This is a genomic window from Flavobacterium resistens, from assembly GCF_900182645.1.
GTDB classification, from domain to species: Bacteria; Bacteroidota; Bacteroidia; order Flavobacteriales; family Flavobacteriaceae; genus Flavobacterium; species Flavobacterium resistens.
Genome location: NZ_FXTA01000006.1, coordinates 301,388 through 326,935 on the forward strand (window position 1 = coordinate 301,388; position 25,548 = coordinate 326,935).

Genomic DNA, 25,548 nt, shown 5'->3' on the forward strand with positions numbered 1-25,548 from the left:
TTAATGCAAAATCTTTTTTTTGAAATAAAGTATTTGAGTTTTATAAATTTTATTACTTTTACTAAATCGATTTAGGAATGTTTTTATTTTTACTTTACATGAAGAAGATATTATTTAGTTGTCTGTTTATTTTTGTTTTAAACCTGTTTACAAATGCACAAGAATTAAAATCACCTGATGGAAATTTGAAGTTGGAATTTCATTTAGATTCAGCTGGAAGCCCTGTTTATTCTTTGGATTTTAAAGGAAAAGAAGTATTGAATAAAAGTAAAATGGGATTTATTCTGAAATCAGATATTTTGCTAAATAAAGATTTTAAGATTACTGATTCTCAATTTCAATCGGAAAACAGTGTTTGGCAACCCGTTCTTGGAGAACAAAAAGAAATCAGGAATAATTATAATGAAATGAGAATTTCGTTAGAGCAGGAAAAAAGCAAAAGAAAGCTAATAGTATGTTTTCGTTTGTTTAATGACGGATTAGGTTTTCGTTATGAATTTCCTGTTCAGGAAAATTTGCGACATTTTATAATTCAGGAAGAAACAACCGAATTTAATCTAACCGGAGATCATAAGCTTTTCTGGATTCCGGGCGATTATGACACAAACGAATACAGTTATACGACTTCAAAAATATCTGAAATGCAAGCTTTAGTTTATGATGCCGTACATGTACCATTAGCCGCGCAAAGTACGATTAAAAATTTAGCGACACAGACACCGCTGATGATGAAGACTAATGAGGGGCTTTATATTAATATTCACGAAGCAGCTTTAAAAAATTATCCGGCAATGTGTCTGAATGTGAACGATAAAACTTTTTCATTAAGTTCACATCTTGTTCCCGATGCAGTGGGCAATAAAGGATATATTCAGACAGGAAGTTTTACACCTTGGAGAACAGTTGTTGTCAGCGACGATGCCCGAAATATATTGGCTTCAAAAATGATATTGAATCTTAATGAACCTTGCAGTTTTGAAGATGTTTCGTGGATTAAACCAGTAAAATATATTGGTGTTTGGTGGGAATATTTTACAGGAGTCGGATCGACTTGGGCTTATTCGGATAATCAGGATGTAGTAATTGGCAAGACTGATTTTTCTAAACTAAAGCCAAATAACACGCACGGAGCAAATACCAAGCATGTCAAAGAATATATTGATTTTGCTTCTTCAAATGGTTTTGATGCTGTTTTGGTTGAAGGATGGAATGAAGGCTGGGAAGATAATACAGCTTTTAAAAAAGAGCGTATTTACAGTTTTACAAAAGCTTATCCAGATTTTGATGTAAAAGAACTAAGCGAATATGCAAAGCAAAAAAAGATAAAAATCATTATGCATCATGAAACTACATCTTCAGCTTCAGAATATGAAAGACAACTAAATGATGCCTTAGATTTCATGACCGCCAATAATTATAATGCTGTAAAAACAGGATATGTTGGTCCAATTATTCCGAGAGGAGAACATCATGACGGACAGCAAATGGTGAATCATTATACCTATGTAGCAACTGAGGCAGCAAAACATAAAATTATGGTAGATTCACATGAAGCGGTTCGTCCAACTGGTTTACACAGAACATATCCAAACTGGTTTGCTCAGGAATCGGCGCGAGGAACCGAATTTGAGTCTATGGAAGGAATTCATCCAGATCATACTACTATTTTGCCATTTACAAGATTAATGGGTGGTCCAATGGATTATACGCCAGGAATATTTCAAGGTGATTTGTCAGTTTACGGATCTAAGAAAAATAAATTGAGTACAACAATTACGAAACAATTGGCATTGTACGTGACGATGTATAGTCCGTTACAAATGGCAGCTGATTTGCCTGAAAATTATATCCGATTTAAAGATGCCTTTCAGTTTATTAAAGACGTTGCTTTAGATTGGGATGAAACCTATATTCTGGAAGCTGAACCTGGTGATTATATTACAATTGCAAGAAAAACAAAGGGAAAACAAGAATGGTTTGTGGGTGGCATTACAGATGAAAATTCACGTACAGCTTTGATCGATTTTAGTTTTCTTCCGGCAGGAAAATCATTTACAGCAACTATTTATGAAGATGGCAAAACAGCTGATTATAAAACAAATCCGCAGTCGTATAACATTCGGAAAATAACCGTAAATAGTAAAAGTAAATTGAAACAAAAATTGGCTTCTAGCGGGGGAGTGGCCATTTCGATAAAATAGAAATTAAAAAAAAAATTAAACATTTAAATATGAATACAATAATTTATCCATTACAGTTTGAACCAATTCTGAAAGAAAGAATTTGGGGCGGAGAAAAATTAAAAACGCTTCTTAATAAACCAATTGTTTCTCCTATTACAGGTGAGAGCTGGGAATTATCAACAGTTGAAGGTGATGTAAGTGTTGTAATAAACGGTTATTTAAAAGGAAAATCTTTAACAGAATTAATTGAAGATGCTCCAAATGAAATTTTAGGAACTGCAGTTTATGCCCGATTTGGAAAGCAATTTCCGCTACTTTTTAAGTATTTAGATGCCAGAGAAGATCTTTCAATTCAGGTGCATCCTAATGATAAATTGGCTAAAGAACGCCATAATTCATTTGGAAAAACTGAAATGTGGTACGTAATGCAAGCTGATACGGATGCGCGAATTATTGTTGGTTTTAAAGAAGATTCAAGCAAAGAAGAATATTTGGAAAATCTAAACAATAAAACTTTGGTTTCGATTTTAGATGATGTAAAAGCCAAAGCAGGCGATGTATTCTTTCTGGAAACAGGAACAGTTCATGCGATAGGGGCAGGTTTGGTTGTGGCCGAAATTCAGCAAACCTCGGATATAACCTATCGTTTATACGATTTTGACAGAACAGATGCAGAAGGAAACAAACGTGAATTGCATGTAGATTTGGCATTAGACGCTATTAATTACAGTAAAGTTCATACGTATAAAAATTACGAGAAAGTCGAAAATAAATCAAATGTTATTGTCGATTGTCCTTATTTTACCACCAATATTATTCCGCTTGACGGAGAAGTTGATTTTTCGAAATCAGGGGAGACTTTTACCGTTTACATGTGTACAGAAGGTGGTTTTAAAATTGAAATCGAAGGTGAAACTTATTCTTATATAAAAGGAGATACAATTTTGATTCCGGCAGCAGTAAAAACCTTTACAGTAAAGGGAACAGCTTCAATTTTAGAAGTATTTATCTCATAAAATAAGAGCATTCAATTTTCAGTAGAAAAAATTAATATAGCATATAAACCTTGTAAATACTGAGGAATATATGTTATATTAACTCTAAAAAAATGATTCATTCAAAAAAATATTTACAAAATCGTTTTAGTAATCATTTTTAATATATATTTGTGAAATAATTAATAACCGCTTAATAAAAAAATTAACTTCTTCAATGAAAAAAATAACTATAAAAGATATTGCTACAGAAGCTGAAGTTTCTATATCTACGGTATCTTTTGTTATTAATGGTAAGGGAGAGAAAATGGGCATTAGTGCAGCGGTTATTAAAAAAGTGCAGGATGTTGCTGAAAGTCTGAATTATAGACCTAGTATGATTGCAACCAGTTTAAGAACTGGAAAAACAAGATCAATTGGTCTTATAGTAGAAGATATTTCGAATCAGTTTTTTGCTGATTTGGCGCGAGTAATTGAAGATGAAGCAAAAAATATCGATTACAGGGTTTTCTATTGTAGTACCGGTGATGACGATGAACGTTCTGAGGAATTGATTCATAGTCTTTTACAAGCAAATGTAGATGGTTTTATCATTACGCCGACTAAAAATTTGGAAGAGAAAATTGATCTGCTTTTAAAACTGAAAAAACCGGTTGTTTTAATTGATAGATATTTTCCAGGACAGCGAGTAAGTCATGTGGTTGTAGATAATTATGAAGCATCAAACTCGGCAACAAAATTCTTGATTAACAAAGGTTGTAAAAATATTGCCGTTGTCAATAGTACCTCTGAAATGGTTCAGATGAAACTAAGGGAGGATGGATACAGAGATGCTTTAAAAGAAAATGGAAATTACAATGAAACGCTTGTTCTTCATATTGATTACCATAGTAATGAAGAAGGTAGAATTGCAGCAATTGTGAATTTTTTTGAAAAGAATCCAGACATTGATGCTGTTTTATTTTTAGCAAATTATATGGGACTTGCGGGCCTTCAGGCTTTTAGAAGAATAGGGATCAGTATTCCTGAAGATATTTCGGTAATTTGTTTTGATGATCATGACAGTTTTAAATTGCATACACCTACAATTACTGTTGTTGCACAGCCAATTGAAGATATTGCAATTAAATCAATACAATTGTTAATGAGTCAGATGACGGATATGGAAACATTTAAAGTTGAAAAAAGTTTGAAAAAAGGAAATTTGATTATTAGAGAATCGGTTTAATTTTTACGATGTTATTAAATAAAAAGAAAGAAAACGTTTTCGTTTTTTTTTACTCATTTTACTAAATCGTTTTAGTAAAATTTTAGAAAAATAGATCTGATTAGAATTTGTCTTTTTCGATATAAAATATTGATTTTTTGGAGAGTAGCAAAAAATTATAAAGCATAGTATTTAAAGGTGGAGATCTTTAAGTGCCTATTACAATTGAGTTCGAATTTATTACTAATTATTAAAAACAATCACGTTAAAACAAACAAAAATCAAAACAAATAACCAAAAAAAATGCTTATGAAACGAATTTTAGCAGTGTTAGGAATGGTATTGTTAAGCAGCCTTGGTGCTGTTGCGCAAAATCGATTAATAACAGGCATAGTTGCTGATGCAGAGAACAAGGGAATTGTTGCTGCATCCATTGAGGTTCAAGGAAAACCATTTAGCGCAGTTACTGACGCTGAGGGGAGATTTAAAATGAATGTTCCGGAAGGTAAGGTTACACTTAATGTATCTTCTATCGGTTTTGTAACAAAATCAGTAGTACTTCAGGAAAACGAAAACAGAGTTTCGGTTGTATTAATCGAAAATGCACAAGAATTAAAAGATGTTGTCGTAACTTCATTTGGAGTTAAAAAACAAAAGAAAGCTTTAGGTTACGCAGTTGGAGAACTGAAAGGAGATGACCTTACAAAGAATAAAGAAATTAACTTAGGAAATGCCCTTCAGGGAAAAATTGCCGGGGTTAACGTTTCTGCGCCGGTTACAGGACCTTCTGGTTCAAGCCGTGTGGTTATTCGTGGAGCAACTTCGGCTTCTGGATTAAACCAGCCGTTGTATGTTGTAGATGGTATTCCGATTGATAATAGCCAACAAGGAAATGCTAACATGTGGGGTGGAGCTGATAAAGGAGACGGAATGTCGTCATTCAATCCAGAAGATATTGCTTCTATGTCAGTATTAAAAGGTAGTGCTGCTTCTGCTCTTTATGGCTACAGAGGATCAAATGGTGTTATCTTGATTACGACAAAAAAAGGTAAAAACGGAACTGGTTTAGGAGTAGATTTCAGTACAAATTCTACTTTCAATACACCAGCAAGTCTTTTGCATTGGCAAGATCAATACGGAGCGGGAGCGCCTGTAAACGGTGTTGCTACAAGATTCAGCGATTTGCAGGAACTTAGAGATTCTTACTATTTTGCTTGGGGAGATAAATATGACGGAACGCCTTCTCTTTCGCTTGACGGAAAAACAAGACCTTACCAAGCATATGGAAAAGACAATGTTGAAAATTTCTACAGAAACGGATATTCTTTCAGTAATACATTAGCGGTTTCTGGAGGTAATGAAACAACTAATTTCAGATTATCTTTTGGAAATACTAAAGATGAGTCAATTATGCCTGGAACAAATTTCGCAAGAAACAACGTGGCATTAAGCTTGAATTCGGCTCCAAACAAAAAAATAAGTATTGAGTCTAATGCGCAATATATTACAGAGAAAAGTCATAACCGACCTTATTTGAACGATTCGCCTAGAAATCCTTCTTTCCCAACCACTTTTATGACGCCGGGAACAGACATCAGATGGATTAGTGATGCTTATGATGCTAACGGTGGTGAAGCAGATTATTTTGGTGCAAACACATATCATACAAATCCATATTTTGCTACTCAGGAGCCTTTAAATGACGACCTTAGAAAACGTTTCATTGGTTCTGCAAAAGTGAATTATAACATTACAGAAAAAATTTATGCTAAAGGTGTTATTGGTATTGACGATATTAATTATGAATATACTGAAATCGAGCCTACTGGAATAAACTATAATCCTGGAGGATCTTACGAAAACAGAGTAGAAGGTCGTACAGAGTACAATGCTTCTGGTTATTTAGGATACAAAGGTGATATCGTAAAAAATCTTTCATTAGATGCTTTTGTTGGAGCAAACCGTCAACACAACAGATATAGTGGAATCAAAATGAAAGGAAATAATTTTATTGTTCCATTCAAATATTTCTATGGAAATACACAGCCGGATAAAACAGAAAAATTATTTTCTGAAAGTGAAGTAAATTCTCTTTTCTATTCTGCTGATATCGGATACAAAGATTTCTTATATGTAAGTTTAACAGGTCGTGAAGATTGGTTTTCTACTTTAGATCCATCAAACAACAGCACTTTTTACCCATCTGTAAGTTCAAGTTTCATTTATTCTGAAGTTATTGATATGCCAGAATGGATGTCATACGGAAAATTCAGAGCAGGTTGGGGTAATGTAGGAGGAGCTTTGCCAGATGCTTATGCTTTGTCATTGACTTACACTGCGCCAGACGGGCAAACAGATTCTCAAGGACAACCAATTTTAGGTGTTAATGGAGAAACAGTTCCAAACAAATTCCTTAAACCTTATAATGTAAGTACAATCGAATTTGGTTTCGAAAATACTTTCTTCAATAACAGATTAAGTACAGATTTAACTTTCTACCAAAAAAGAACAACAAACGATATTGCTGATGCTGATATTTCTCAGGCTTCTGGTTACAGAACAACAAAAATCAACGTTGGTGAAATCCTGAATAAAGGGGTGGAGTTTGCTGTGAATTTAAAAGCAGTTAAAACACCAAGTTTCTCTTGGAGTGTTGGATATAATTTTGCTTACAATGACAGTGAAGTAATTAGTCTTTCGGATAAAATTACAACAAAATCATTGGAAGGAAACAGAGATTCTAGAGCTTCTGTAGTTTTAGAAAAAGGACAGCCTTTTGGAGTAATCAAAGCGTATGATTATTTAAGAGATGCAAGCGGAAACATTGTTCTTGATACAAATGGAAAATTCATGAGAGGAAATCTAATCATTGCTGGTCAAGGTGTTGCACCAACTTCAATGGGACTTACAAATGATTTCTCTTATAAAAACTTTACACTTTCAGTTTTTGTTGATGCGAAATTTGGAGGCGAAATTTATTCTGCTACAAACCAGTTAGGAACTCGTTACGGATTATCAGAAATCACACTTCCAGGTCGTGAAGGCGGAATCGCAGTATCAGGAAAAGACGTTAACGGAAATGCTGTAAACACAACAGTTTCTGCTTACGATTACTGGAGAAGCTACAGTGATGTAACATCAAATTTTGTTTACGATGCTGATTTTGTTAAGCTAAGAGCGATCTCTTTTGCTTATAATTTCCCAAAAACATATTTGCAAAAAACTCCATTTCAATCTATCAGTTTAGCATTTTCTGCACATAACTTATGGACAATTTATGACAAAGTGCCAAATATCGATCCAGAGTCTAACTATTCTAATAGTAATGCTCAAGGTCTTGAAAGAGCTTCTATGCCTTTGACAAGAAATTATGGTTTAACGCTTAATGTCAAATTCTAATCATAAAAATTGAAAGATGAAAAATAGATATATAAAAATATTTTGTGTCGCAATTGTTAGTGCAATGACATTAGCAGGCTGTGACAAAGGATTCGAAGAAATGAATACGAATCCAAATGCTTTGACTGATCCGGCCGTAAAATCAATGTTCACACTTGCTGAAATTTATGTTGACGGACAGGATTATTCAAACACAAGAGGAAACAATGCTTATGCAGCTCAAATTGTACAGCACTTTTCTTCATTAGGAGGACCAGGTTCAAAATACACTTATTCTTCTGAGTATTCAGGTTCTCTTTTTGGAGAATCATACGGAAAAGGATTAAACCAGATTTTTCAGTTGATGTCTGTTATAAAAGACGCTCCGGATAATACAAATACGATTCAGGCATGCCGAATCATGAAGGTTTTCTTGTTCCAAAAATTGACAGATACTTATGGTGAAATTCCTTATTTCGAAGCCGGAAAAGGATATAACGGAAATATTTTTGCCCCAAAATATGATACACAAGAAGCTATCTACAATGACCTTTTAAAAGAATTAGACGAAGCTGGAGATGCTTTAGATGCTAACAAAGCATTTGTAGGCAATGCCGATTTGTATTACCAAGGTGATGTAACAAAATGGAAAAAACTGGCAAACTCTTTAATGTTGAGAGTAGCAATGCGTTTGTCGAAAGTAAATCCCGCAAAGGCAAAGCAATATGTTGAAAAAGCAGTTACAAAAGGTGTTTTTACTTCAAACGATGACAGTCTTGTTTTAAAACATGATGCAGGACCGCAGGGAGTTAAAACAAATCCAATTACTTCATCTTGGGTTAGAAATGATTTAAATGGAGGAGATGCTAACACAAAATACAGCAAAACCTTTATTGATTTATTGAAAAACAGTAATGATCCTCGTTTGAGAATTTACGCTAAACTTGAAGCGACAGGAAACAATAATCCTGCTAGCCAGCAAGGTCTTGCTAATGACGCAAAAGAATTTCCTGGAGGAGACAAAAAACTGTTTTCAGATCCAAATACTTCTACAGTATTACGTTTAGATGCTCCAACTTTGATTATGTCTTATGCTGAAGTTAAATTCATCTTGGCAGAAGCAGCTGTAAAAGGCTGGAATGTTGGCGGAACAGCTCAAAAATTATATGAAGACGGAGTTAGAGCAGCTATGGAAGTTTTGGTAATCTTTGGAGACAAAGTGCCTGCAGTTTCACTTGCTGAGTACAATACTTATATCACAGCAAATCCGTTTAAAGCTGCCGGAACTGAAGCACAAAAAATTGAGCAGATTATTACTCAAAAATGGATTGTATTATTATTTAATGGTTTTGAAGCATTTTCTGAATACAGAAGAACTGGATATCCAGTTTTAGTTCCTGTAAATGATCCTACAGGAGAAACTAAAGGAACAATTCCAAGAAGATTAATTTATGATCAGTCAGAATTAATCACAAATGCTGTAAATTACAAAGAAGCAATTTCGCGCCAAGGGTTGGATTTAATGACAACCAGAATTTGGTGGGATAAACAATAGTTTTTAAATATTGGTTAGTTAGTTGAATTAAGCCGGGTAGGAATACCTGTACCTCCTCCCGGCTTATTTTTTAATTTCTATTTTGATTTTCACTAAATTAGAAGAGTTTTATCATCAAATTATTCTCCAGTTTTCAAAATCATTTTTTTCGCAGACGATAAAAATTTGCTGAAAAAGATGAGATTATTTTCAAAAGAATATAATTAGGATGGTAAGGATTTTTAAGAGTTATGAACCTAAAATCAGAAATCTAAAATAAACTAAGCTTGGCAGCCGTAAAAGGGAAAATTTTTCTGAATATTTTGTTAGTTGCTTTTATTCTAAAATGTAAACCTAAAAGAGAAGCGCAATTGCGGTCAATTGCACTTCTCGAACTGCCGGCAATCAATTTGATTCGATAATAATTTAGTATTCAGTAAAAATGAAACATTTAAAGAGAGTTTATTGGTGTTTGGGCATTTGTGCAGCAAGTTTTTCATTTGTTGCCAATGCCCAAAATATAAATATAAAAACGGGTTGGCAATTTCGTGAGACCAAAACCGAAAAATGGTTTCCGGCGACAGTTCCCGGCGAAGTCCATACTGATTTGTTGAATAATAAAACAATTCCGGATCCATTTTACAGAGATAATGAAAAGAAACTGGTTTGGATTGAGAAAAAAGATTGGGAATACAAAACCACTTTTCAGGTTTCGCCAACACTTTTAAAAAAGAAAAACGCCGAATTAGTTTTTGACGGATTAGATACTTACGCAACTGTTTATCTAAATAATAAAGAAGTTTTAAAAGCAGATAATATGTTTCGTCAATGGCGAGTTGATGTAAAAAAACTTTTGAAATCAGGAAATAATGATTTGGTTGTTGTTTTCAAATCGGCACAAAATGTTGTTGATTCTTTGGCAAAAAAAGATCTTCCTTTTGTAATTCCGGACAACCCTCGTGCTTATGTACGTAAAGCGCAATATCATTTCGGCTGGGATTGGGGGCCAAAATTCACCACTTGTGGTATTTGGAAAACACCTCGTTTAGAAGTTTATGACGAAAAAGCGCCAGAGAAACCCTATGTCCTGGATCGCAAAATAGAATTGGTTCAACAGCCGGATAATCTTGGAAAAACTTTCTTTTTTAAAATTGATGGAAAGCCAGTTTATATGAAAGGCGCCAATTATATTCCTTCTGATGCGTTTCTTTCAAGAGTAACCAAAAAAGAATACGAAAAAGTAATTGGCATGGCTAAAGATGCCAATATGAATATGCTTCGTGTTTGGGGAGGCGGTATTTATGAAGATGATTATTTCTACGATTTATGTGATAAAAACGGAATTTACATTTGGCAGGATTTTATGTTCGCCGGAACAATGGTACCGGGAGATGATGCTTTCTTCGACAATGTAAAAAAAGAAGTTCAATATCAGGTAAAGCGTCTCCGTCATCATAAAAGTATTGTTTTGTGGTGTGGTAACAACGAAGCTGATGAAGCTTTTAAAAACTGGGGATGGCAAAAAAGCATGAATATGTCCAAACAAGATTCGACTCGTTTATGGAAAGATTATGTTCGTTTGTTTCAAGACAGTATTCCAAAATGGGTAAAAGAAGTTGATGATAAACGCCCGTATATTAGTTCTTCGCCACGATTTCACTGGTCAAGACCTGAAAGTCTAACAGAAGGCGACAGCCACTATTGGGGAACTTGGTGGGGATTAGAAGATGTAGAAGCAGTTCAGAATAAAACAGGCCGTTTTGTGAGCGAATACGGAATGCAGGCAATGCCAAATTATTCTTCAATGGAAAGAATTACGTTACCAGAAGACCGATATTTATATTCTGATATTTTAGAAGCGCATCAAAAAGCAGGTAAAGGATTCATGAAATTAGATTCGTATTTGAATCGATATTTTATAAATGAGGCAAAACTTAAGAAAATGAGTGTTGAGGATTATACGTACCTCACACAATGTCTGCAATATTATTCACTGAAGAATATTATCGGAATTCATCGTTCAAAAGCGCCTTATAATATGGGAACTTTAGTTTGGCAACTTAATGATTGCTGGCCGGTAGCAAGCTGGAGCGTAACCGATTATTACGATCGTCAGCCAAAAGCCGCTTGGTACGCTATGAAAGAAGCCTATAGAGATGATAAAACGCCAGAAATAGATTTAACCCGCCCGATTAATTTGAAATTGGAAGACCCAAAAATTACTTGGGAAATAAAAGGAAATAAAGTAGTTTTAAAAGCGTCAGAGTTGGCTAAATATGTAAATGTTTCCATAAAAGGCTATACAGGAAAATGGAGTGATAATTACTTCGATTTAAAACCAGGAGAAGAAAAAACGATCACTTTTGAAGGGAAAATCATAAAACCAGAAATAAAGGTTTATTCTTTATTTGAGGTTTTGAATAAATATTAATTAAAAGTTATTGAGTTGTCAAGTTTCGTAGTCTCTAAGAAAAATTAGAGAAAAAACTTAGAGCCTTAGCATCTCAGCATCTTAGAATCTAAAAAATATGTTTACAAAATATACCAAAATAGCTTTTAGCGGTTTTTTAGCTTTAAATCTATTTTTTGCTAATCCTGCAATTTCACAGGAAAAGAAAGCAAAAAAAACAACTTCAGATTATACACAATATGTAAATCCGTTGATTGGATCCGCGGGTCACGGTCACGTTTTTGTGGGGGCCAATGTTCCTTTTGGAGCCGTTCAATTGGGACCTGTAAATATTTTTGAAGGCTGGGATTGGTGTAGTGGTTATAATTATGTGAGTAATACTATTTTAGGTTTTACACATACACATTTAAGCGGAACTGGAATTGGAGATTTAAATGATATTCTTTTGCTTCCTGTTTCAGGAAAAGTGCCTTTGTTTAAAGGAACAAAAGAAGATATGGTAAACGGTTACGGATCATATTTTTCGCATGAAAATGAAGTAAGCAAACCAGGATATTATAGTGTTTTATTGGATAAATACAAAATCAAAGCCGAATTAACTGCAAGCGAAAGAGTTGGTTTTCATAAATATACTTTTAATTCTGCCAATGATAATCACGTTTTAGTAGATCTTGCAGACGGAATTGGTTGGGATAAACCTGTAAAAACATTCATTAAAAAAATAAATGAAACTACATTGGCGGGATATCGCTTTTCAGCTGGATGGGCAGCAGATCAACGCGTTTATTTTACAATGGAATTTTCTGAACCAATTTCGAATTTAGCTTTATACGATGATAAAACTGCTATAAACGGAAATGAAGGCGAAGGTCTAAAAATGAAAGCAGTTTTGGATTTTGCAATCTTAAAAAATAAACAAGTTTTAGTAAAAGTTGGAATTTCTCCAGTAAGTGCTGAAAACGCTGCCGCAAATATAAAAGCAGAAATTCCGAATTGGGATTTTGATCAAACGGTTAAAACAGCTTCTTCAAAATGGAACGCCGAATTAAATAAAATTCAGATTACAGGAAATGATAAAACAATGAAAGTTTTTTATACTTCATTGTATCATACCATGTTTGCTCCTTCAATTTTTAATGATGCCAACGGAGATTATAGAGGAACGGACAAAAAAGTGTACAAAAAAGCAAATTTCACCAACTACACGACTTTCTCACTTTGGGATACTTACCGCGGACTTCATCCATTATATACAATAACACAGCCAGATAAAATTAATGATATTGTAAAATCATTTTTGGCAATTTACCAACAGCAAGGAAGATTACCGGTTTGGCATTTGATGGGCAACGAAACCAATACAATGAACGGAAATCATTCGATTGCTGTAATTGCTGATGCATATTTAAAAGGATACCGCGATTATGATGTCGCTTTGGCGTATGAAGCAATGAAGAAAACGGCCATGCAAACGCGTGACGGAATGGATTATGTTCAAAAACTGCAATATATTCCTGCTGATAAAATGCTGGAAACTGTTGGAAATGCTTTAGAATATGCCATTGATGATTATTGCATTGCACAAATGGCAAAAGCTTTAAACAAGACTAAAGATTATAATTACTTCACAAAAAGAGCCAATTTGTACAAACTTTATTTTGATAAAGAAACCACTTTTATGCGTGGTAAATTGACTGACGGAAATTGGAGAACACCATTTAATCCGCTTTCATCAGCGCATCGTAAAGATGATTATGTTGAAGGAAATGCGTGGCAATATACTTGGCTTGTTCCTGAGGATCCTTATGGTTTAATTGATTTATTTGGAAGTGAAAGTAAATTTTTGGCTAAATTAGATTCGCTTTTTCAAATTACTGATAAAGTAGAAGGAGAAGAAATTTCGCCAGATATCAGCGGTTTAATCGGTCAATATGCACAAGGAAATGAACCAAATCATCATATTCCGTATTTGTATGCCTTTGCCGGACAACCTTGGAAAACAGCAAAATTAATTCGAGAAATCGATGATAAATTCTATTCGACAAAACCTGATGGATTGTGTGGAAATGAAGATTTAGGACAAATGTCGGCTTGGTATGTTTTATCTTCAATGGGATTTTATTCGGTTAATCCTGCAAATGGAGTTTACGTTTTAGGAAGTCCTCTTGTAAATTCGGCAGTAATTCATCATAAAAAGGGAATTTCATTTTCAATAAAAGCAATTGATAATAGTGCAACGAATATCTATATTCAAAAAGCGGAATACAACGGAAAACCTTATACAAAATCATATATTACGCAAGAAATGATTGTAAAAGGAGGAGAGCTGAAATTGTTTATGGGAAGTAAACCATCAGCAACTTTTGGAGTAAAGAAATCAGACAGACCTCTTTAAGAAGTTTTCAATTTCAGTTTTAAGGCAAGGTTTTGTAGACTTTGCAAGTATAGAATCACCTATTATTGAGTCACAATTTTAAGCTTAAAGCCTATTGCTTAAAGAGCTTAAAGCAAAAAAATATAATTATGAAACTAAAGAGTTTAATTTTTTTAGGAGTATTACAAAGCTGCATTTTTCTTAATGCACAAGTAAAAACCGTTGATCCCGCAGAATATGTAAATCCGTTAATGGGAACACAATCGTTACATAGTCTTTCTAATGGAAATACGTATCCAGCGATTTGCAGACCTTGGGGAATGAATTTCTGGACGCCACAAACCGGAAAAATGGGTGACGGATGGGCTTATATTTATACCGCCGAAAAAATTAGAGGATTTAAACAAACGCATCAACCATCACCTTGGATGAATGATTACGGTCAGTTTTCGATTATGCCTGTGACGGGTAAATTGGCTTTCGCGGAAGCGGACAGAGCAAGTTGGTTTAGTCATAAAGCAGAAGTTTCAAAACCATATTATTACAGTGTTTATTTAGCCGATTATGATGTTACAACAGAAATTACAGCGACAGAAAGAGCAGCGCATTTTCAAATAACATTTCCAGAAAATGAACAATCTTCAATTGTTGTAGATGCATTTGATAAAGGATCATATATCAAAATTATTCCTTCAGAAAATAAAATTATCGGTTATACAACGCGCAATAGTGGAGGCGTTCCAACTAATTTTAAAAATTATTTTATATTGGTTTTTGACAAACCTTTTGCATCAAATTCGACTTGGAATGACAAAGGTTTAGAAAAAGATAAACTGGAATTGCAAGATAATCACGCAGGAGCAGTTGTAGGTTTTAAAACTAAAAAAGGTGAAATTGTAAACGTAAAAGTGGCTTCATCATTTATAAGTCCAGAACAGGCAGAACTTAATTTGAAAGAATTAGGAAATGCTTCTTTTAACGAAACCGTTGCGGCTTCTAAAAATGAATGGAATAAAGTTTTAGGAAAAATAACTGTAGAAAGCAACGACGCTGATCAATTAAAAACTTTTTACTCATGCTTATATCGCGCAACTTGCTTTCCGCAAAAGCAATATGAAATAAATGCAAAAGGAGAAACAGTTCACTACAGTCCGTACAACGGAAATGTTGTGCCGGGATATATGTATGCAGGAACTGGTTTTTGGGATACTTTCCGCGCTTTATATCCATTACTGAATTTGGTTTATCCTTCAATAAATAAAGAAATGCAGGAAGGTTTGATCAACGATTACAAAGAAGGTGGATTTTTGCCAGAATGGTCAAGCCCTGGTTTCAGAAATGTAATGGTTGGGAATAATTCGGCTTCTGTAGTTTCTGAGGCCTATATTAAAGGATTACGCGGTTACGACATCAATACTTTGTACGAAGCTTTAGTACACGGAGCAAATAATGAAGGTCCTCTGGAAGCAGTTGGACGAAAAGGAGTTTCTTATTACAATACACTTGGTTACGTTCCTTATGACGTAAAAATTAACGAAAATGCGGCTAGAACTCTTGAATATGCTTACGATGATTTTGCGATTTGGAAATTGGCGAAAGCCTTAAATCGTCCAAAAAAAGAAATCAGTTTATTCGAAAAACGAATGATGAATTATAAAAACTTATATAATCCGTCAATCGGCTGGATGAGCGGTAGAAATAAGGACGGAAGTTTTCCTGCAAATTTTAATCCGCTAAAGTGGGGAGATGCTTTTACAGAAGGAAATGCATTGCATTACAGTTGGAGTGTTTTTCATGATGTTCAAGGCTTGATCGATTTAATGGGCGGACAAAAGAAATTTACAGATAAATTAGACGCTGTTTTTACAACGCCTCCTGTTTTTGATGACAGTTATTATGGATCGGTTATTCATGAAATCCGTGAAATGCAGATTATGAATATGGGGCAATATGCACATGGAAATCAGCCAATTCAGCACATGATTTATTTGTACAATTATGCAGGCCAACCTTGGAAAACGCAATATTGGTCAAGAGAAGTTATTAATCGTTTGTATAAGCCAACTCCAGACGGTTATTGTGGCGATGAAGATAACGGTCAGACTTCGGCTTGGTATATTTTCTCAGCAATGGGATTTTATCCGGTTTGTCCGGCAACCGACGAATATGTTTTGGGAGCACCGTTATTTAAAAAGCTGACTTTGAATTTAGAAAACGGAAAACAGCTTATTATAAACGCTTCAAAAAATTCAGAAACCAATAAATATGTAAATGATTTAAAATGGAATAATGCTTCTTACTCAAAAAATTACATCAATCATTTTGATGTTTTAAAAGGAGGCGAATTAAATTTTGATATGTCTGCAGAACCTAATTTACAAAGAGGAACTTCTAAAGACGCTTTTCCATATTCTTATTCAAATTCAAAATAACACTATGCAGTCACGTAGAAAATTTATAAAAAATACAGGCATTTTTTCAGCAGGATTATTAGCGCTTCAAACGGATGTTTTTGCGATGAATTCAGACAGTTTTAATTTTGCACTTAAAGATTTTATCAGCAAAAGACCGCCTTTGGCAGAAAGAAAATTTACAAGCCCAGCTATTGAAGCGGCGATTGTCAGAATCAAAAAACAAATTGCAAATCCAGAATTGGCATGGCTGTTTGAAAACTGTTTTCCAAATACATTAGATACAACAGTTGATTTTGAAATCATCGACGGAAAACCAGATACTTATGTAATTACGGGAGATATCGACGCAATGTGGCTTCGTGATAGTACGGCTCAAATCTGGCCTTATATTCCGTTTGTAAAAGAAGATAAAAAATTAGCCGAATTGGTAAAAGGTGTTATCAACCGCCAGACAAAATGCATTTTGCTTGATCCGTATGCAAATGCTTTTTATAAAGATTTTTCTAAAATAAGCGAATGGAAAAATGACCTGACCAAGATGAAACCAGGAATTCACGAACGCAAATGGGAAATTGATAGTTTGTGTTATCCTATTCGTTTGGCACATGGATACTGGAAAGAAACAGGCGATTTAAGTTTGTTCGATAAGCAATGGAAAGAAGCAATGCTTTTAGTATTGCAGACTTTTAAAGAACAACAAAGATGGCATGATAAAGGGCCTTATACTTTTCAGAGAGAAACGGCGTGGGCAACAGACGGCGTACCTTTGAGCGGTTACGGATATCCTGTAAAGCCTTGCGGATTAATTGTTTCTACATTTAGACCAAGTGACGATAGTACTTTATTTGGTTATTTGATTCCAAGTAATATGTTTGCGATTGAAGTTTTGGGTTATTTGATTGAAATTTTCTCTTTGCCGGCTATGTTGGACAAAGATTTGGTTGCCAAAGCTACAGAATTAAGAAATCAGGTTCAAAAAGGTTTAGAAGAAAACGGAATTATCGAGCATCCAAAATTCGGAAAAATCATTGCTTTTGAAGTAAACGGATACGGTAGTTTTCATATGATGGATGATGCTAATGTTCCGTCATTATTATCGCTTCCGTATTTAGGAGCTATTGAACCAGACAGTCCATTGTATCTGAATACGCGTAAAGTAGTGCTTTCAGAAAACAATCCTTTCTTTTATAAAGGAAAAGCTGGAGAAGGAATTGGCGGCCCACACACTGGTGCAGATACAATTTGGCCAATGAGTATTGTTTTGAGGGCGATTACGAGTGTTGACGAAAAAGAAATTAGAGCCTGCATTGGCAATTTGATCAAAACAAATGCTGATACTGGTTTTATGCACGAATCGTTTCATAAAGACGATGTAGCAAAATTTACACGAAAATGGTTCGCGTGGGCAAATACACTTTTCGGAGAAATGATTGTTCACACGAGCATCAAATATCCGCAGATTTTAAAAGAAAAATACATCTAAAATTTTCCTTTAATCAGAAATAGAATAAGTTAATAAATCAGTTGTAGTTATAGTTTCAATATTATAATGAAGGAATTTTTATGCCGTAAATGAAAATTGAAAAACGAAAACTGAATTTCAAAATAAGATAAAATAGAAGAAATGAATAAAGAATATGCCGTTGGAATTGATATTGGAGGAACTCACATTACCGCTGCAATCATTGATATTGTAAATATGAAAGTGATTGATTTTTCAGTGCAAAAAGAATCTTTTGATTCTAATTTGCCTGTGAATGAGGTAATGTCAATATGGGAAAAAGTAATCCGGACTTCGGTTGAAAATTCAAAAGTAGAAGCAATTAATGGACTTGCAGTTTGTATGCCTGGTCCGTTTGATTATACTAACGGACTTTGCTGGATCAAGGACCAGTCAAAATACGAACATTTTTATGGTTTGAATGTGCGTTATTTATTTCAGGGAACATTAAACCTATCAAGCGAATTTCCAATTCTTTTTGAAAATGACGCGGTTTGTTTTGGAAAAGGAGAAGTTTTTAAAAATGCCGAAAATTTATCTAAAAAAGTGATGGCAGTGACGCTTGGTACTGGACTTGGAGCTTGTTTTATAGACAAAGGAGTTTCAGTTTCAACTGGTGAATTTGTGCCTGCTGATGGAGAAATCTACAATTTACCATACAAAGATAGCATGGCCGAAGATTATATTTCGGCAAGAGGTCTTTTGGCGAATTATGAAAGTTTGACCGGAAAAAGACGCAACAACGGATTAGAACTTTACAATCTTGCGCTAGACGGTGACGAAATCGCTATAAAAGTTTTTGAAGAAATGGGAGAAAATCTGGCTTCAGTTGTAATTCCGTGGTTGGAGAAATTTGATGCGGATCAATTTATCATTGGTGGAAAAATTGCTAATGCGAGTCAATTTTTTCTATCGGCTTTCAATAAAAAAATAAATGAAAGCGGAATCGAAATTGGTGTTTCTATTTCTACTGATAATGAAATTGCAGCTTTATTAGGTGCTTCAAGTATGTTTTATAAAGGATAGATTTTATAATTTTACAGTTAAGCAAAACCTTATTTTCTCCAAGTTTTAAAATACAAGTCATGACAAATCGCAGAAATTTTATAAAAACAACCGCAATTGCTTCTGTTGCGGTAGCATTGCAATCTTTTCAGACAAATTCTGAGAAAGATGAAAAAGTACTTTCTAAAAAAGGAAAGAAACCAATTGTACTTTCGACATGGCGATTTGGAATTCCTGCAAATGAAGCAGCCTGGGAAGTTCTTAAAAAGAATGGAAAAGCACTGGATGCTGTAGAAGCAGGTGTAAAAGTCCCAGAAGCTGATCCAAAAGAAAGAAGTGTAGGCTATGGCGGACGCCCAGACAGAGACGGACGTGTAACGCTCGACGCTTGTATTATGGATGAAAACGCTAATATTGGTTCTGTTGCTTGTCTTGAATTTATAAAACATCCTATTTCTGTTGCGAGAGCCGTAATGGAAAAAACGCCTCACGTAATGCTTGTTGGTGACGGTGCTTTGCAATTTGCTTTGGAACAAGGTTTTAAAAAGGAAAATTTACTTTTAGAAGAATCTGAAAAAGAGTGGAAGGAATGGCTGAAAGACAGTAAATACAAGCCAATTGCGAATATTGAAAATCACGATACCATTGGAATGATCGCTTTAGATGCGGATGGAAATCTTTCTGGAGCATGTACCACAAGCGGAATGGCGTTTAAAATGCACGGACGCGTTGGTGATTCACCAATTATTGGTGCAGGTTTGTATGTTGATAACGAAATTGGTGCCGCAACTGCAACAGGTCATGGAGAAGAAGTAATCAGAATTGCTGGTTGTCATTTGGTTGTTGAATTGATGCGTCAGGGAAAATCGCCTCAAAAAGCCTGTGAAGAAGCTGTAGCCAGAATTGTCAAATTGACTAAGAACAGAAATAAAGATTTAAAAGATATTCAGGTTGGTTTTATTGCTTTAAATAAGAATGGCGAATATGGTTCGTATTGCGTTCAGGGCGGTTTTAATTATGCTGTTTATGACGAAACCGGAAATCGTTTAATTGATGCTGATTTTTTCTTGAAATAAATTATTCATCGCCAGAATTTTCAGTAGTTGAAGAGGCTTTTTTTCGGATACTTGTATTTAGATAAAAAAACAACCTAATAGTATGATTCATATCATATTGATAACCTGAATATTTTTGCTGATACACATTCATATACCCAAAATCATAACTCCATTTTGGGTTTATTGTTTTTTTGATTCCGATGAAAAAACGGTTTTGGTCAAAGGTATTGTAGACGGCTTCTTCACCAAATTGTAAAAGAATTTCATCTGAAAGTACCATGGACGGCCATGATTTATTATCGGAAATTCGGAAAGTAAAACTCATTAAATAACGAATTCTATTCGTAAAACGCCAATCTCCGCTGGGTTTATCGTCAACCATTTTTTCCTGCCAGCGTTGCTCGTTTCTTAAGCGCTGCAAAATACTCACATTGGCAACTTTAGCATTTAATTGTGCCTGTTGATAAATCCTGTTTTCATCAGCAAAAGTACTCCAGTCTTCATTTGAAGGTGCCAGCCACATATGTGCATATCCTAAGTTCAATGAAACGTTTGAATTAGGAATATAAGTGACGCCTCCTCTTATAAAATAAAAACTAGGATCAGAAACAAAATCGTTTCGACGGATATGAAAATCCCCAATTATGCCCCAATGATCTGCAAATTTTGTAACCGTATTGATAGAAACCCAAGTTTGAAGCTGTTGGTTAATATCCTTTTTTTGGTCGGTTTGTCCTATTACTGTAATTGGAAATAAAAGGATATAAATCCAAGAAAAATTGTTCTTCATATATATAACGATAGAAATTAGTTTAATCAGTAAATTTCTTTAGAATCGATAAAAGGCCTTGAAAACAATGTCAAGTAAAGATACTCATTTTCTCTATAAATCAGTTTAAACAAAATATTTAATCATTTGATTAAAAAATTTGTTTAACTTATTTTGAAATATTTTATATTTGCATTTAAATAACTAAAAATGAGTGTTTCAGAATCCAAAAAGAAAGATACAAGTACAGAAGAAAAAATAAAATCAGCTGCAAAAACTGTTTTTTATAACAAAGGTTTTGCCGCAACCAGAACAAGAGATATTGCCGAAGAAGCAGGTTTGAATCTTGCTTTGCTTAATTATTATTTTAGAAGCAAAGCAAAACTTTTTGAAATAATAATGTCGGAAACTTTCGTTGGTTTTATAAGTGGTATGAAAGTGATTTTGAATGATGAAGGAACATCATTGGAGGAGAAAGTAAAAATTATTGCCGAACGCTACATTGATTTCATTATAAAAGAGCCGGAAATTCCAACTTTTATATTGACTGAGATTCGTAATAATCCCGACGGACTTTTGAAAAGACTTCCAATCAGAGAAATTGTAAACGAATCTGTTTTCATTAAACAATTTCAGGAAGCAGTGGAGAAAAAAGAAATTTCAGAACCAAATCCGTTGCATTTTCTAATGAATCTTTTGGGTTTAGTGGTTTTCCCATTTATTGCAAAACCGATTATTATGGGAAGCAGAAATTTGGAAACAGAGCAGTTTAATAACTTGATTTTGGAACGCAAGAAAAAAATCCCAATTTGGATCAAAGCAATGTTTACAGCAGTTTAAATGATTTTGAAGTTAATTTATTTATACAAATGAGGAAATTAAACTTACTTAAATACATTGGAATTCTATTCTTTATCAATGTCACTTCGGCGCAGACTTTGACAATTGATCAAAGTTATCAGCTTGCAGTAGAAAATTATCCTTTAATCAAGCAATACGAACTCATTGAAAAAAGCAAAGAATATACAATAAGTAATGCGAACAAAGCTTATTTGCCTCAAGTAAGTATTACGGCAATTGAAGGTTATGTTTTTGGCGATTTTCCAACTATGGGAAATTCAGGAAACGACAGCAAGTTCAAGTTTATTGGTTTAGGACAGGTCAATCAGGTGATTTGGGATGGAGGTGCGACCAAAACTCAGAAGAAAATTATTGAGGCTTCTTCTAATGTTGATAAGGCTTCTGTTGAAGTTTCGCTTTATGAATTACGTTCCAGAGTAAATCAGCTTTATTTTGGAATGTTGCTGATTGATGAACGGTTAAAACAGTTGGAAATCCAAAATACAATTCTTCGCAATAATATCGACAAAGTAAATAAGCTTCATGAAAATGGACTTAACTATAAAACCGATGTCGATGAAATGAAAGTCGAGCAATTAAATTTAAACCGACAAAAAAAGGATTTTCAATACACCAGAAATGGTTATCAAACAATGCTTTCTTATTTAATTGGAAAAAATATTGGTCAGTCTAAATTAGAAAAACCTGTAAATCCTATTGCTTTTGATACGCTGATCAAACGACCGGAACAACTTCGTTTTGCAAATCAGCGCAATTTGGTTACGGCACAGGCAGATATGCAAAAAGTAAATCTTATGCCAAAAGTCGGTTTGCTTGGAGCAGGCGTTGTATTGGCGCCTGGAATCAATCTCGGAAATAATAAAATTTCAACTGTTGGAGTTGCTGGATTAAGCGTTGGTTGGGATATTAAAGGGTTGTATAAAAATTCAAATGAAAAGGAATTAACAAAACAACAATTAAATCAAATCGACATTCAGGAAGAAACATTCTTGTTCAATACCAGATTTCAAATGAATCAGAAAACGGCTGATATTGAAAGACAAACAGCAATTTTGAAAGATGATGATGATATTGTAAAACTTCGTCAAACGATTCGTGAAGGTTATCAGTTAAAGTACGATACTGGTGCTGGTCCGCTTATAGATTTGTTAAATGCAACCGAAAAAGAAGGAAATGCACGTGCCGAGAAAGCTTTGCACGAAATTCAATTGCTCATGACTGCTTATGAGTATCAAACAATCAAAGGAAATTAATAGTACATATTATGAAAAAAATAAAGCTTTTATATTTTTTAATGCCTGTTATCTGTTTATTGTCGTGCCATAATAATGAAAATGATTTTGATGCTTCAGGATCTTTTGAAGCCGTTGAAACTATTCTTTCTGCGCAAGCGAATGGGCAAATTGTAAAACTGAATTTAGAAGAGGGACAACAATTAGAAGTTGGGCAAAAAGTGGGCTATATTGATAGTACACAACTACATATTAATAAAATGCAATTGTCACAAAACAAAAAAACAATTCTAAGCGGAAGACCTCAGGAAAACATTCAAACTGAAAGTTTAAAAAAGCAACTTGCGAATGCAATTCTTGATCGCAATAGAACCGATAAATTGGTTAAGGGCGGCGTAGCTTCTCAAAAAATGCTTGACGATGCAAATGCTAAAGTGGCAACATTACAAGCGCAAATTGGTGCACAGAAGAGCTCTTTGGAAATTACAAACGAAAACCTGACCGAGCAAAGCAATACAGTTGGGGTTCAATTAAAAGGTGTTGATGATCAGTTAAACAAAACCGTTATTGTAAATCCAGTGAAAGGAACTGTTCTTGCAAAATATGCTGAACAATATGAAATGGCAATGGTTGGCAAGCCATTATATAAAATTGCAAATCTCGAAATCCTTGATCTTCGCGCTTATATTACAGGCACGCAATTGCCACAAATAAAAATTGGACAGCAAGTTAAAATACGAATTGATCAAGGCGAAAAGAAATACAAAGAATATCAGGGAACAATTAATTGGATTTCTAATAAATCGGAGTTTTCACCAAAAACAATTCCAACTAAAGATGAACGCGCAAATTTGGTTTACGCGATAAAAGTTAGAGTGAAAAATGATGGTTACCTTAAAATTGGTATGTACGGAGAAGTTCTTTGGTCAAAATAATAGTTTTATGTCTGCAGTAACATTAAAAAATTGTATTAAAAAATATGGTGATTTTGTCGCTGTAGATGATGTTTCTTTTGAGGTTCAGAAAGGCGAACTTTTTGGATTGATTGGTCCTGATGGCGCTGGAAAAACTTCCGTTTTTAGGATTCTGACAACACTTTTGCTTGCTGATAGTGGAACTGCAATTGTTGAAGGACACGATGTTGTAAAAGAATTTCAGGAAATACGAAACAAAGTTGGGTACATGCCAGGGAAATTTTCGCTATATCAAGATTTGACAGTTCAGGAAAATCTCGAATTTTTTGCCACTATCTTCGGAACTACAATTGAGGAAAATTATGAACTGATAAAAGATATTTACGACCAAATAAAACCTTTCAGTAACAGACGTGCCGGAAAACTTTCAGGCGGAATGAAACAAAAACTAGCTTTATGCTGCGCGCTGATTCATAAACCGGAAGTTTTATTTTTAGATGAACCTACAACCGGTGTTGACGTAGTTTCACGAAGCGAATTTTGGCAAATGCTTATCAAACTCAAAGAGCAGAAAATCACCATTGTAGTTTCAACTCCTTATATGGACGAAGCAAAGTTATGTGACCGAATTGCGCTGATGCAAAACGGAAAAATAATGAGCGTTGATGAACCAAAAAACATTATAAAAAGCTTCCCGAAAACTTTATTTGCTGCGAAAGCCAAAAATATTTACAAATTATTGCAGGATTTCCGAACGGATAAGGAAATAGAAAGTTGCGATGCTTTTGGAGAATTTATTCATATAACATTAATTTCTGAAGACGCAAATGAGGAACGAGTTAAAGAAATCGCAAAAAAATACAATCCTGAAAATTTCAAAGTAAAAATTATTGAACCAACAATTGAAGATACTTTTATTCGATTGATGCGGGAACAAAATAATTTAGGAGAATTAAAAGAAATCGTAAATGGAAAATAAAGCCATAGTTTGCAAAGAGTTGACCAAACAGTTTGGTGATTTCAAAGCGGTTGATAAAATCAGTTTTGAAGTCAGCGAAGGAGAAATATTTGGTTTTTTGGGCGCTAACGGAGCTGGAAAAACAACGGCAATGCGAATTCTTTGTGGACTTTCGTATCCAACATCTGGAGAAGCAAGTGTGGCCGGATTTGATGTTTACAAACAACAGGAAAAAATCAAAAAGAATATTGGTTATATGAGCCAGAAATTCTCTTTGTATGATAATCTAACGATTCTAGAAAATATTGAGTTTTATGGCGGTGTTTACGGCGTTTCCCGACCTGAAATAAAGGAAAGAAGTACAGAATTGGTCAAAATGCTTGGATTAGAAAAAGAGGCTAAAAAACTCGTTGGTGGTCTTCCTTTAGGATGGAAACAAAAACTGGCATTTTCTGTTGCAGTATTTCATCGACCAAAAATTGTTTTTTTGGATGAACCAACCGGAGGTGTTGATCCTATTACAAGAAGGCAATTTTGGGATATGATTTATGAAGCTGCGGCAAGCGGAATTACGGTTTTTGTAACCACGCATTATATGGACGAAGCGGAATATTGCAACCGTATTAGTATCATGGTTGACGGAAGGGTTGAAGCAATTGATTCGCCGGCCGAATTAAAAAAACGTTTCAATACGACTTCTATGGATGAAGTTTTTTATGAACTGGCACGCAACGCCCAAAGAGCAGCAGATTAAT

At 34.4% G+C, this 25,548-nt stretch carries 17 protein-coding genes; 16 read left to right on the top strand and 1 reads right to left on the bottom strand.

Annotated features, from left to right (window positions below; all coding sequences use genetic code 11):
• The first annotated feature begins 98 nt into the window (after positions 1–98).
• The 11 genes from FN795_RS20185 to FN795_RS20235 all read left to right on the top strand — a co-directional run bounded on the left by FN795_RS20185 (position 99) and on the right by FN795_RS20235 (position 20,077).
• Positions 99–2,201 (top strand): glycoside hydrolase family 97 protein, encoded by a 2,103-nt coding sequence (locus FN795_RS20185; RefSeq protein WP_142452288.1) that lies wholly within the window; start codon positions 99–101, stop codon positions 2,199–2,201.
• 29 nt (positions 2,202–2,230) lie between these two features.
• The gene (locus tag FN795_RS20190) at positions 2,231–3,199 is read left to right on the top strand and encodes a type I phosphomannose isomerase catalytic subunit (protein WP_142452289.1); all 969 of its coding nucleotides are present in this window, start codon (positions 2,231–2,233) and stop codon (positions 3,197–3,199) included.
• A gap of 196 nt (positions 3,200–3,395) precedes the next feature.
• Complete coding sequence (locus FN795_RS20195) at positions 3,396–4,406, top strand: LacI family DNA-binding transcriptional regulator (RefSeq protein WP_142452290.1); 1,011 nt, start codon at positions 3,396–3,398, stop codon at positions 4,404–4,406.
• A 288-nt stretch (positions 4,407–4,694) separates the two neighbouring features.
• Positions 4,695–7,784 (top strand): SusC/RagA family TonB-linked outer membrane protein, encoded by a 3,090-nt coding sequence (locus FN795_RS20200; protein ID WP_244290015.1) that lies wholly within the window; start codon positions 4,695–4,697, stop codon positions 7,782–7,784.
• Positions 7,785–7,800: 16 nt separating this feature from the next.
• Positions 7,801–9,318 carry a SusD/RagB family nutrient-binding outer membrane lipoprotein gene (locus FN795_RS20205; RefSeq protein WP_142452292.1) on the top strand — a complete coding sequence of 506 codons (1,518 nt, stop codon included), beginning with the start codon at positions 7,801–7,803 and terminating at the stop codon, positions 9,316–9,318.
• A 421-nt stretch (positions 9,319–9,739) separates the two neighbouring features.
• Positions 9,740–11,728: a beta-mannosidase gene (locus FN795_RS20210; RefSeq protein WP_244290016.1), complete on the top strand. Its 1,989-nt coding sequence runs from the start codon at positions 9,740–9,742 to the stop codon at positions 11,726–11,728.
• Positions 11,729–11,825: 97 nt separating this feature from the next.
• Complete coding sequence (locus FN795_RS20215) at positions 11,826–14,102, top strand: GH92 family glycosyl hydrolase (RefSeq protein ID WP_142452293.1); 2,277 nt, start codon at positions 11,826–11,828, stop codon at positions 14,100–14,102.
• Positions 14,103–14,224: 122 nt separating this feature from the next.
• Entirely contained in the window at positions 14,225–16,513 is a 2,289-nt protein-coding gene (locus FN795_RS20220) for a GH92 family glycosyl hydrolase (RefSeq protein WP_262711394.1), read from the top strand.
• Positions 16,514–16,517: 4 nt separating this feature from the next.
• Complete coding sequence (locus FN795_RS20225) at positions 16,518–17,978, top strand: glycoside hydrolase family 125 protein (RefSeq protein WP_142452295.1); 1,461 nt, start codon at positions 16,518–16,520, stop codon at positions 17,976–17,978.
• A gap of 141 nt (positions 17,979–18,119) precedes the next feature.
• Entirely contained in the window at positions 18,120–19,022 is a 903-nt protein-coding gene (locus FN795_RS20230; protein WP_142452296.1) for an ROK family protein, read from the top strand.
• A 59-nt stretch (positions 19,023–19,081) separates the two neighbouring features.
• Positions 19,082–20,077, top strand: a complete 996-nt coding sequence (locus tag FN795_RS20235; protein WP_035651310.1) for an isoaspartyl peptidase/L-asparaginase family protein — start codon at positions 19,082–19,084, stop codon at positions 20,075–20,077.
• Position 20,078: 1 nt separating this feature from the next.
• On the opposite strand, the gene FN795_RS20240 is transcribed toward FN795_RS20235, so the two are convergent.
• On the bottom strand, positions 20,079–20,849 hold the full coding sequence (locus FN795_RS20240; RefSeq protein WP_142452297.1) for a DUF2490 domain-containing protein: 771 nt from the start codon (positions 20,847–20,849) through the stop codon (positions 20,079–20,081).
• 189 nt (positions 20,850–21,038) lie between these two features.
• On the opposite strand from FN795_RS20240, the gene FN795_RS20245 reads away from it, so the two are divergent.
• Genes FN795_RS20245 through FN795_RS20265 form a run of 5 tightly spaced genes read left to right on the top strand, consistent with a single transcriptional unit; the run spans position 21,039 to position 25,547 of the window.
• Positions 21,039–21,668, top strand: coding sequence for a TetR/AcrR family transcriptional regulator (locus FN795_RS20245; protein ID WP_142452298.1), 630 nt, complete (start codon positions 21,039–21,041; stop codon positions 21,666–21,668).
• 29 nt (positions 21,669–21,697) lie between these two features.
• Positions 21,698–22,942 carry a TolC family protein gene (locus tag FN795_RS20250; RefSeq protein ID WP_142452299.1) on the top strand — a complete coding sequence of 415 codons (1,245 nt, stop codon included), beginning with the start codon at positions 21,698–21,700 and terminating at the stop codon, positions 22,940–22,942.
• 11 nt (positions 22,943–22,953) lie between these two features.
• Positions 22,954–23,856: an HlyD family secretion protein gene (locus FN795_RS20255; RefSeq protein ID WP_142452300.1), complete on the top strand. Its 903-nt coding sequence runs from the start codon at positions 22,954–22,956 to the stop codon at positions 23,854–23,856.
• A gap of 7 nt (positions 23,857–23,863) precedes the next feature.
• Positions 23,864–24,814 carry an ABC transporter ATP-binding protein gene (locus FN795_RS20260; protein WP_142452301.1) on the top strand — a complete coding sequence of 317 codons (951 nt, stop codon included), beginning with the start codon at positions 23,864–23,866 and terminating at the stop codon, positions 24,812–24,814.
• Positions 24,804–25,547, top strand: coding sequence for an ABC transporter ATP-binding protein (locus FN795_RS20265; RefSeq protein ID WP_142452302.1), 744 nt, complete (start codon positions 24,804–24,806; stop codon positions 25,545–25,547). Before FN795_RS20260 ends, FN795_RS20265 begins: the two co-directional genes overlap by 11 nt.
• Position 25,548 lies beyond the last annotated feature (1 nt).

Coding starts and splice junctions, on each gene's coding strand:
- FN795_RS20185 (WP_142452288.1), top strand. CDS start 99: ATGAAGAAGATATTATTTAGTTGTCTGTTTATTTTTGTTTTAAACCTG.
- FN795_RS20190 (WP_142452289.1), top strand. CDS start 2,231: ATGAATACAATAATTTATCCATTACAGTTTGAACCAATTCTGAAAGAA.
- FN795_RS20195 (WP_142452290.1), top strand. CDS start 3,396: ATGAAAAAAATAACTATAAAAGATATTGCTACAGAAGCTGAAGTTTCT.
- FN795_RS20200 (WP_244290015.1), top strand. CDS start 4,695: ATGAAACGAATTTTAGCAGTGTTAGGAATGGTATTGTTAAGCAGCCTT.
- FN795_RS20205 (WP_142452292.1), top strand. CDS start 7,801: ATGAAAAATAGATATATAAAAATATTTTGTGTCGCAATTGTTAGTGCA.
- FN795_RS20210 (WP_244290016.1), top strand. CDS start 9,740: ATGAAACATTTAAAGAGAGTTTATTGGTGTTTGGGCATTTGTGCAGCA.
- FN795_RS20215 (WP_142452293.1), top strand. CDS start 11,826: ATGTTTACAAAATATACCAAAATAGCTTTTAGCGGTTTTTTAGCTTTA.
- FN795_RS20225 (WP_142452295.1), top strand. CDS start 16,518: ATGCAGTCACGTAGAAAATTTATAAAAAATACAGGCATTTTTTCAGCA.
- FN795_RS20230 (WP_142452296.1), top strand. CDS start 18,120: ATGAATAAAGAATATGCCGTTGGAATTGATATTGGAGGAACTCACATT.
- FN795_RS20235 (WP_035651310.1), top strand. CDS start 19,082: ATGACAAATCGCAGAAATTTTATAAAAACAACCGCAATTGCTTCTGTT.
- FN795_RS20240 (WP_142452297.1), bottom strand. CDS start 20,849: ATGAAGAACAATTTTTCTTGGATTTATATCCTTTTATTTCCAATTACA.
- FN795_RS20245 (WP_142452298.1), top strand. CDS start 21,039: ATGAGTGTTTCAGAATCCAAAAAGAAAGATACAAGTACAGAAGAAAAA.
- FN795_RS20250 (WP_142452299.1), top strand. CDS start 21,698: ATGAGGAAATTAAACTTACTTAAATACATTGGAATTCTATTCTTTATC.
- FN795_RS20255 (WP_142452300.1), top strand. CDS start 22,954: ATGAAAAAAATAAAGCTTTTATATTTTTTAATGCCTGTTATCTGTTTA.
- FN795_RS20260 (WP_142452301.1), top strand. CDS start 23,864: ATGTCTGCAGTAACATTAAAAAATTGTATTAAAAAATATGGTGATTTT.
- FN795_RS20265 (WP_142452302.1), top strand. CDS start 24,804: ATGGAAAATAAAGCCATAGTTTGCAAAGAGTTGACCAAACAGTTTGGT.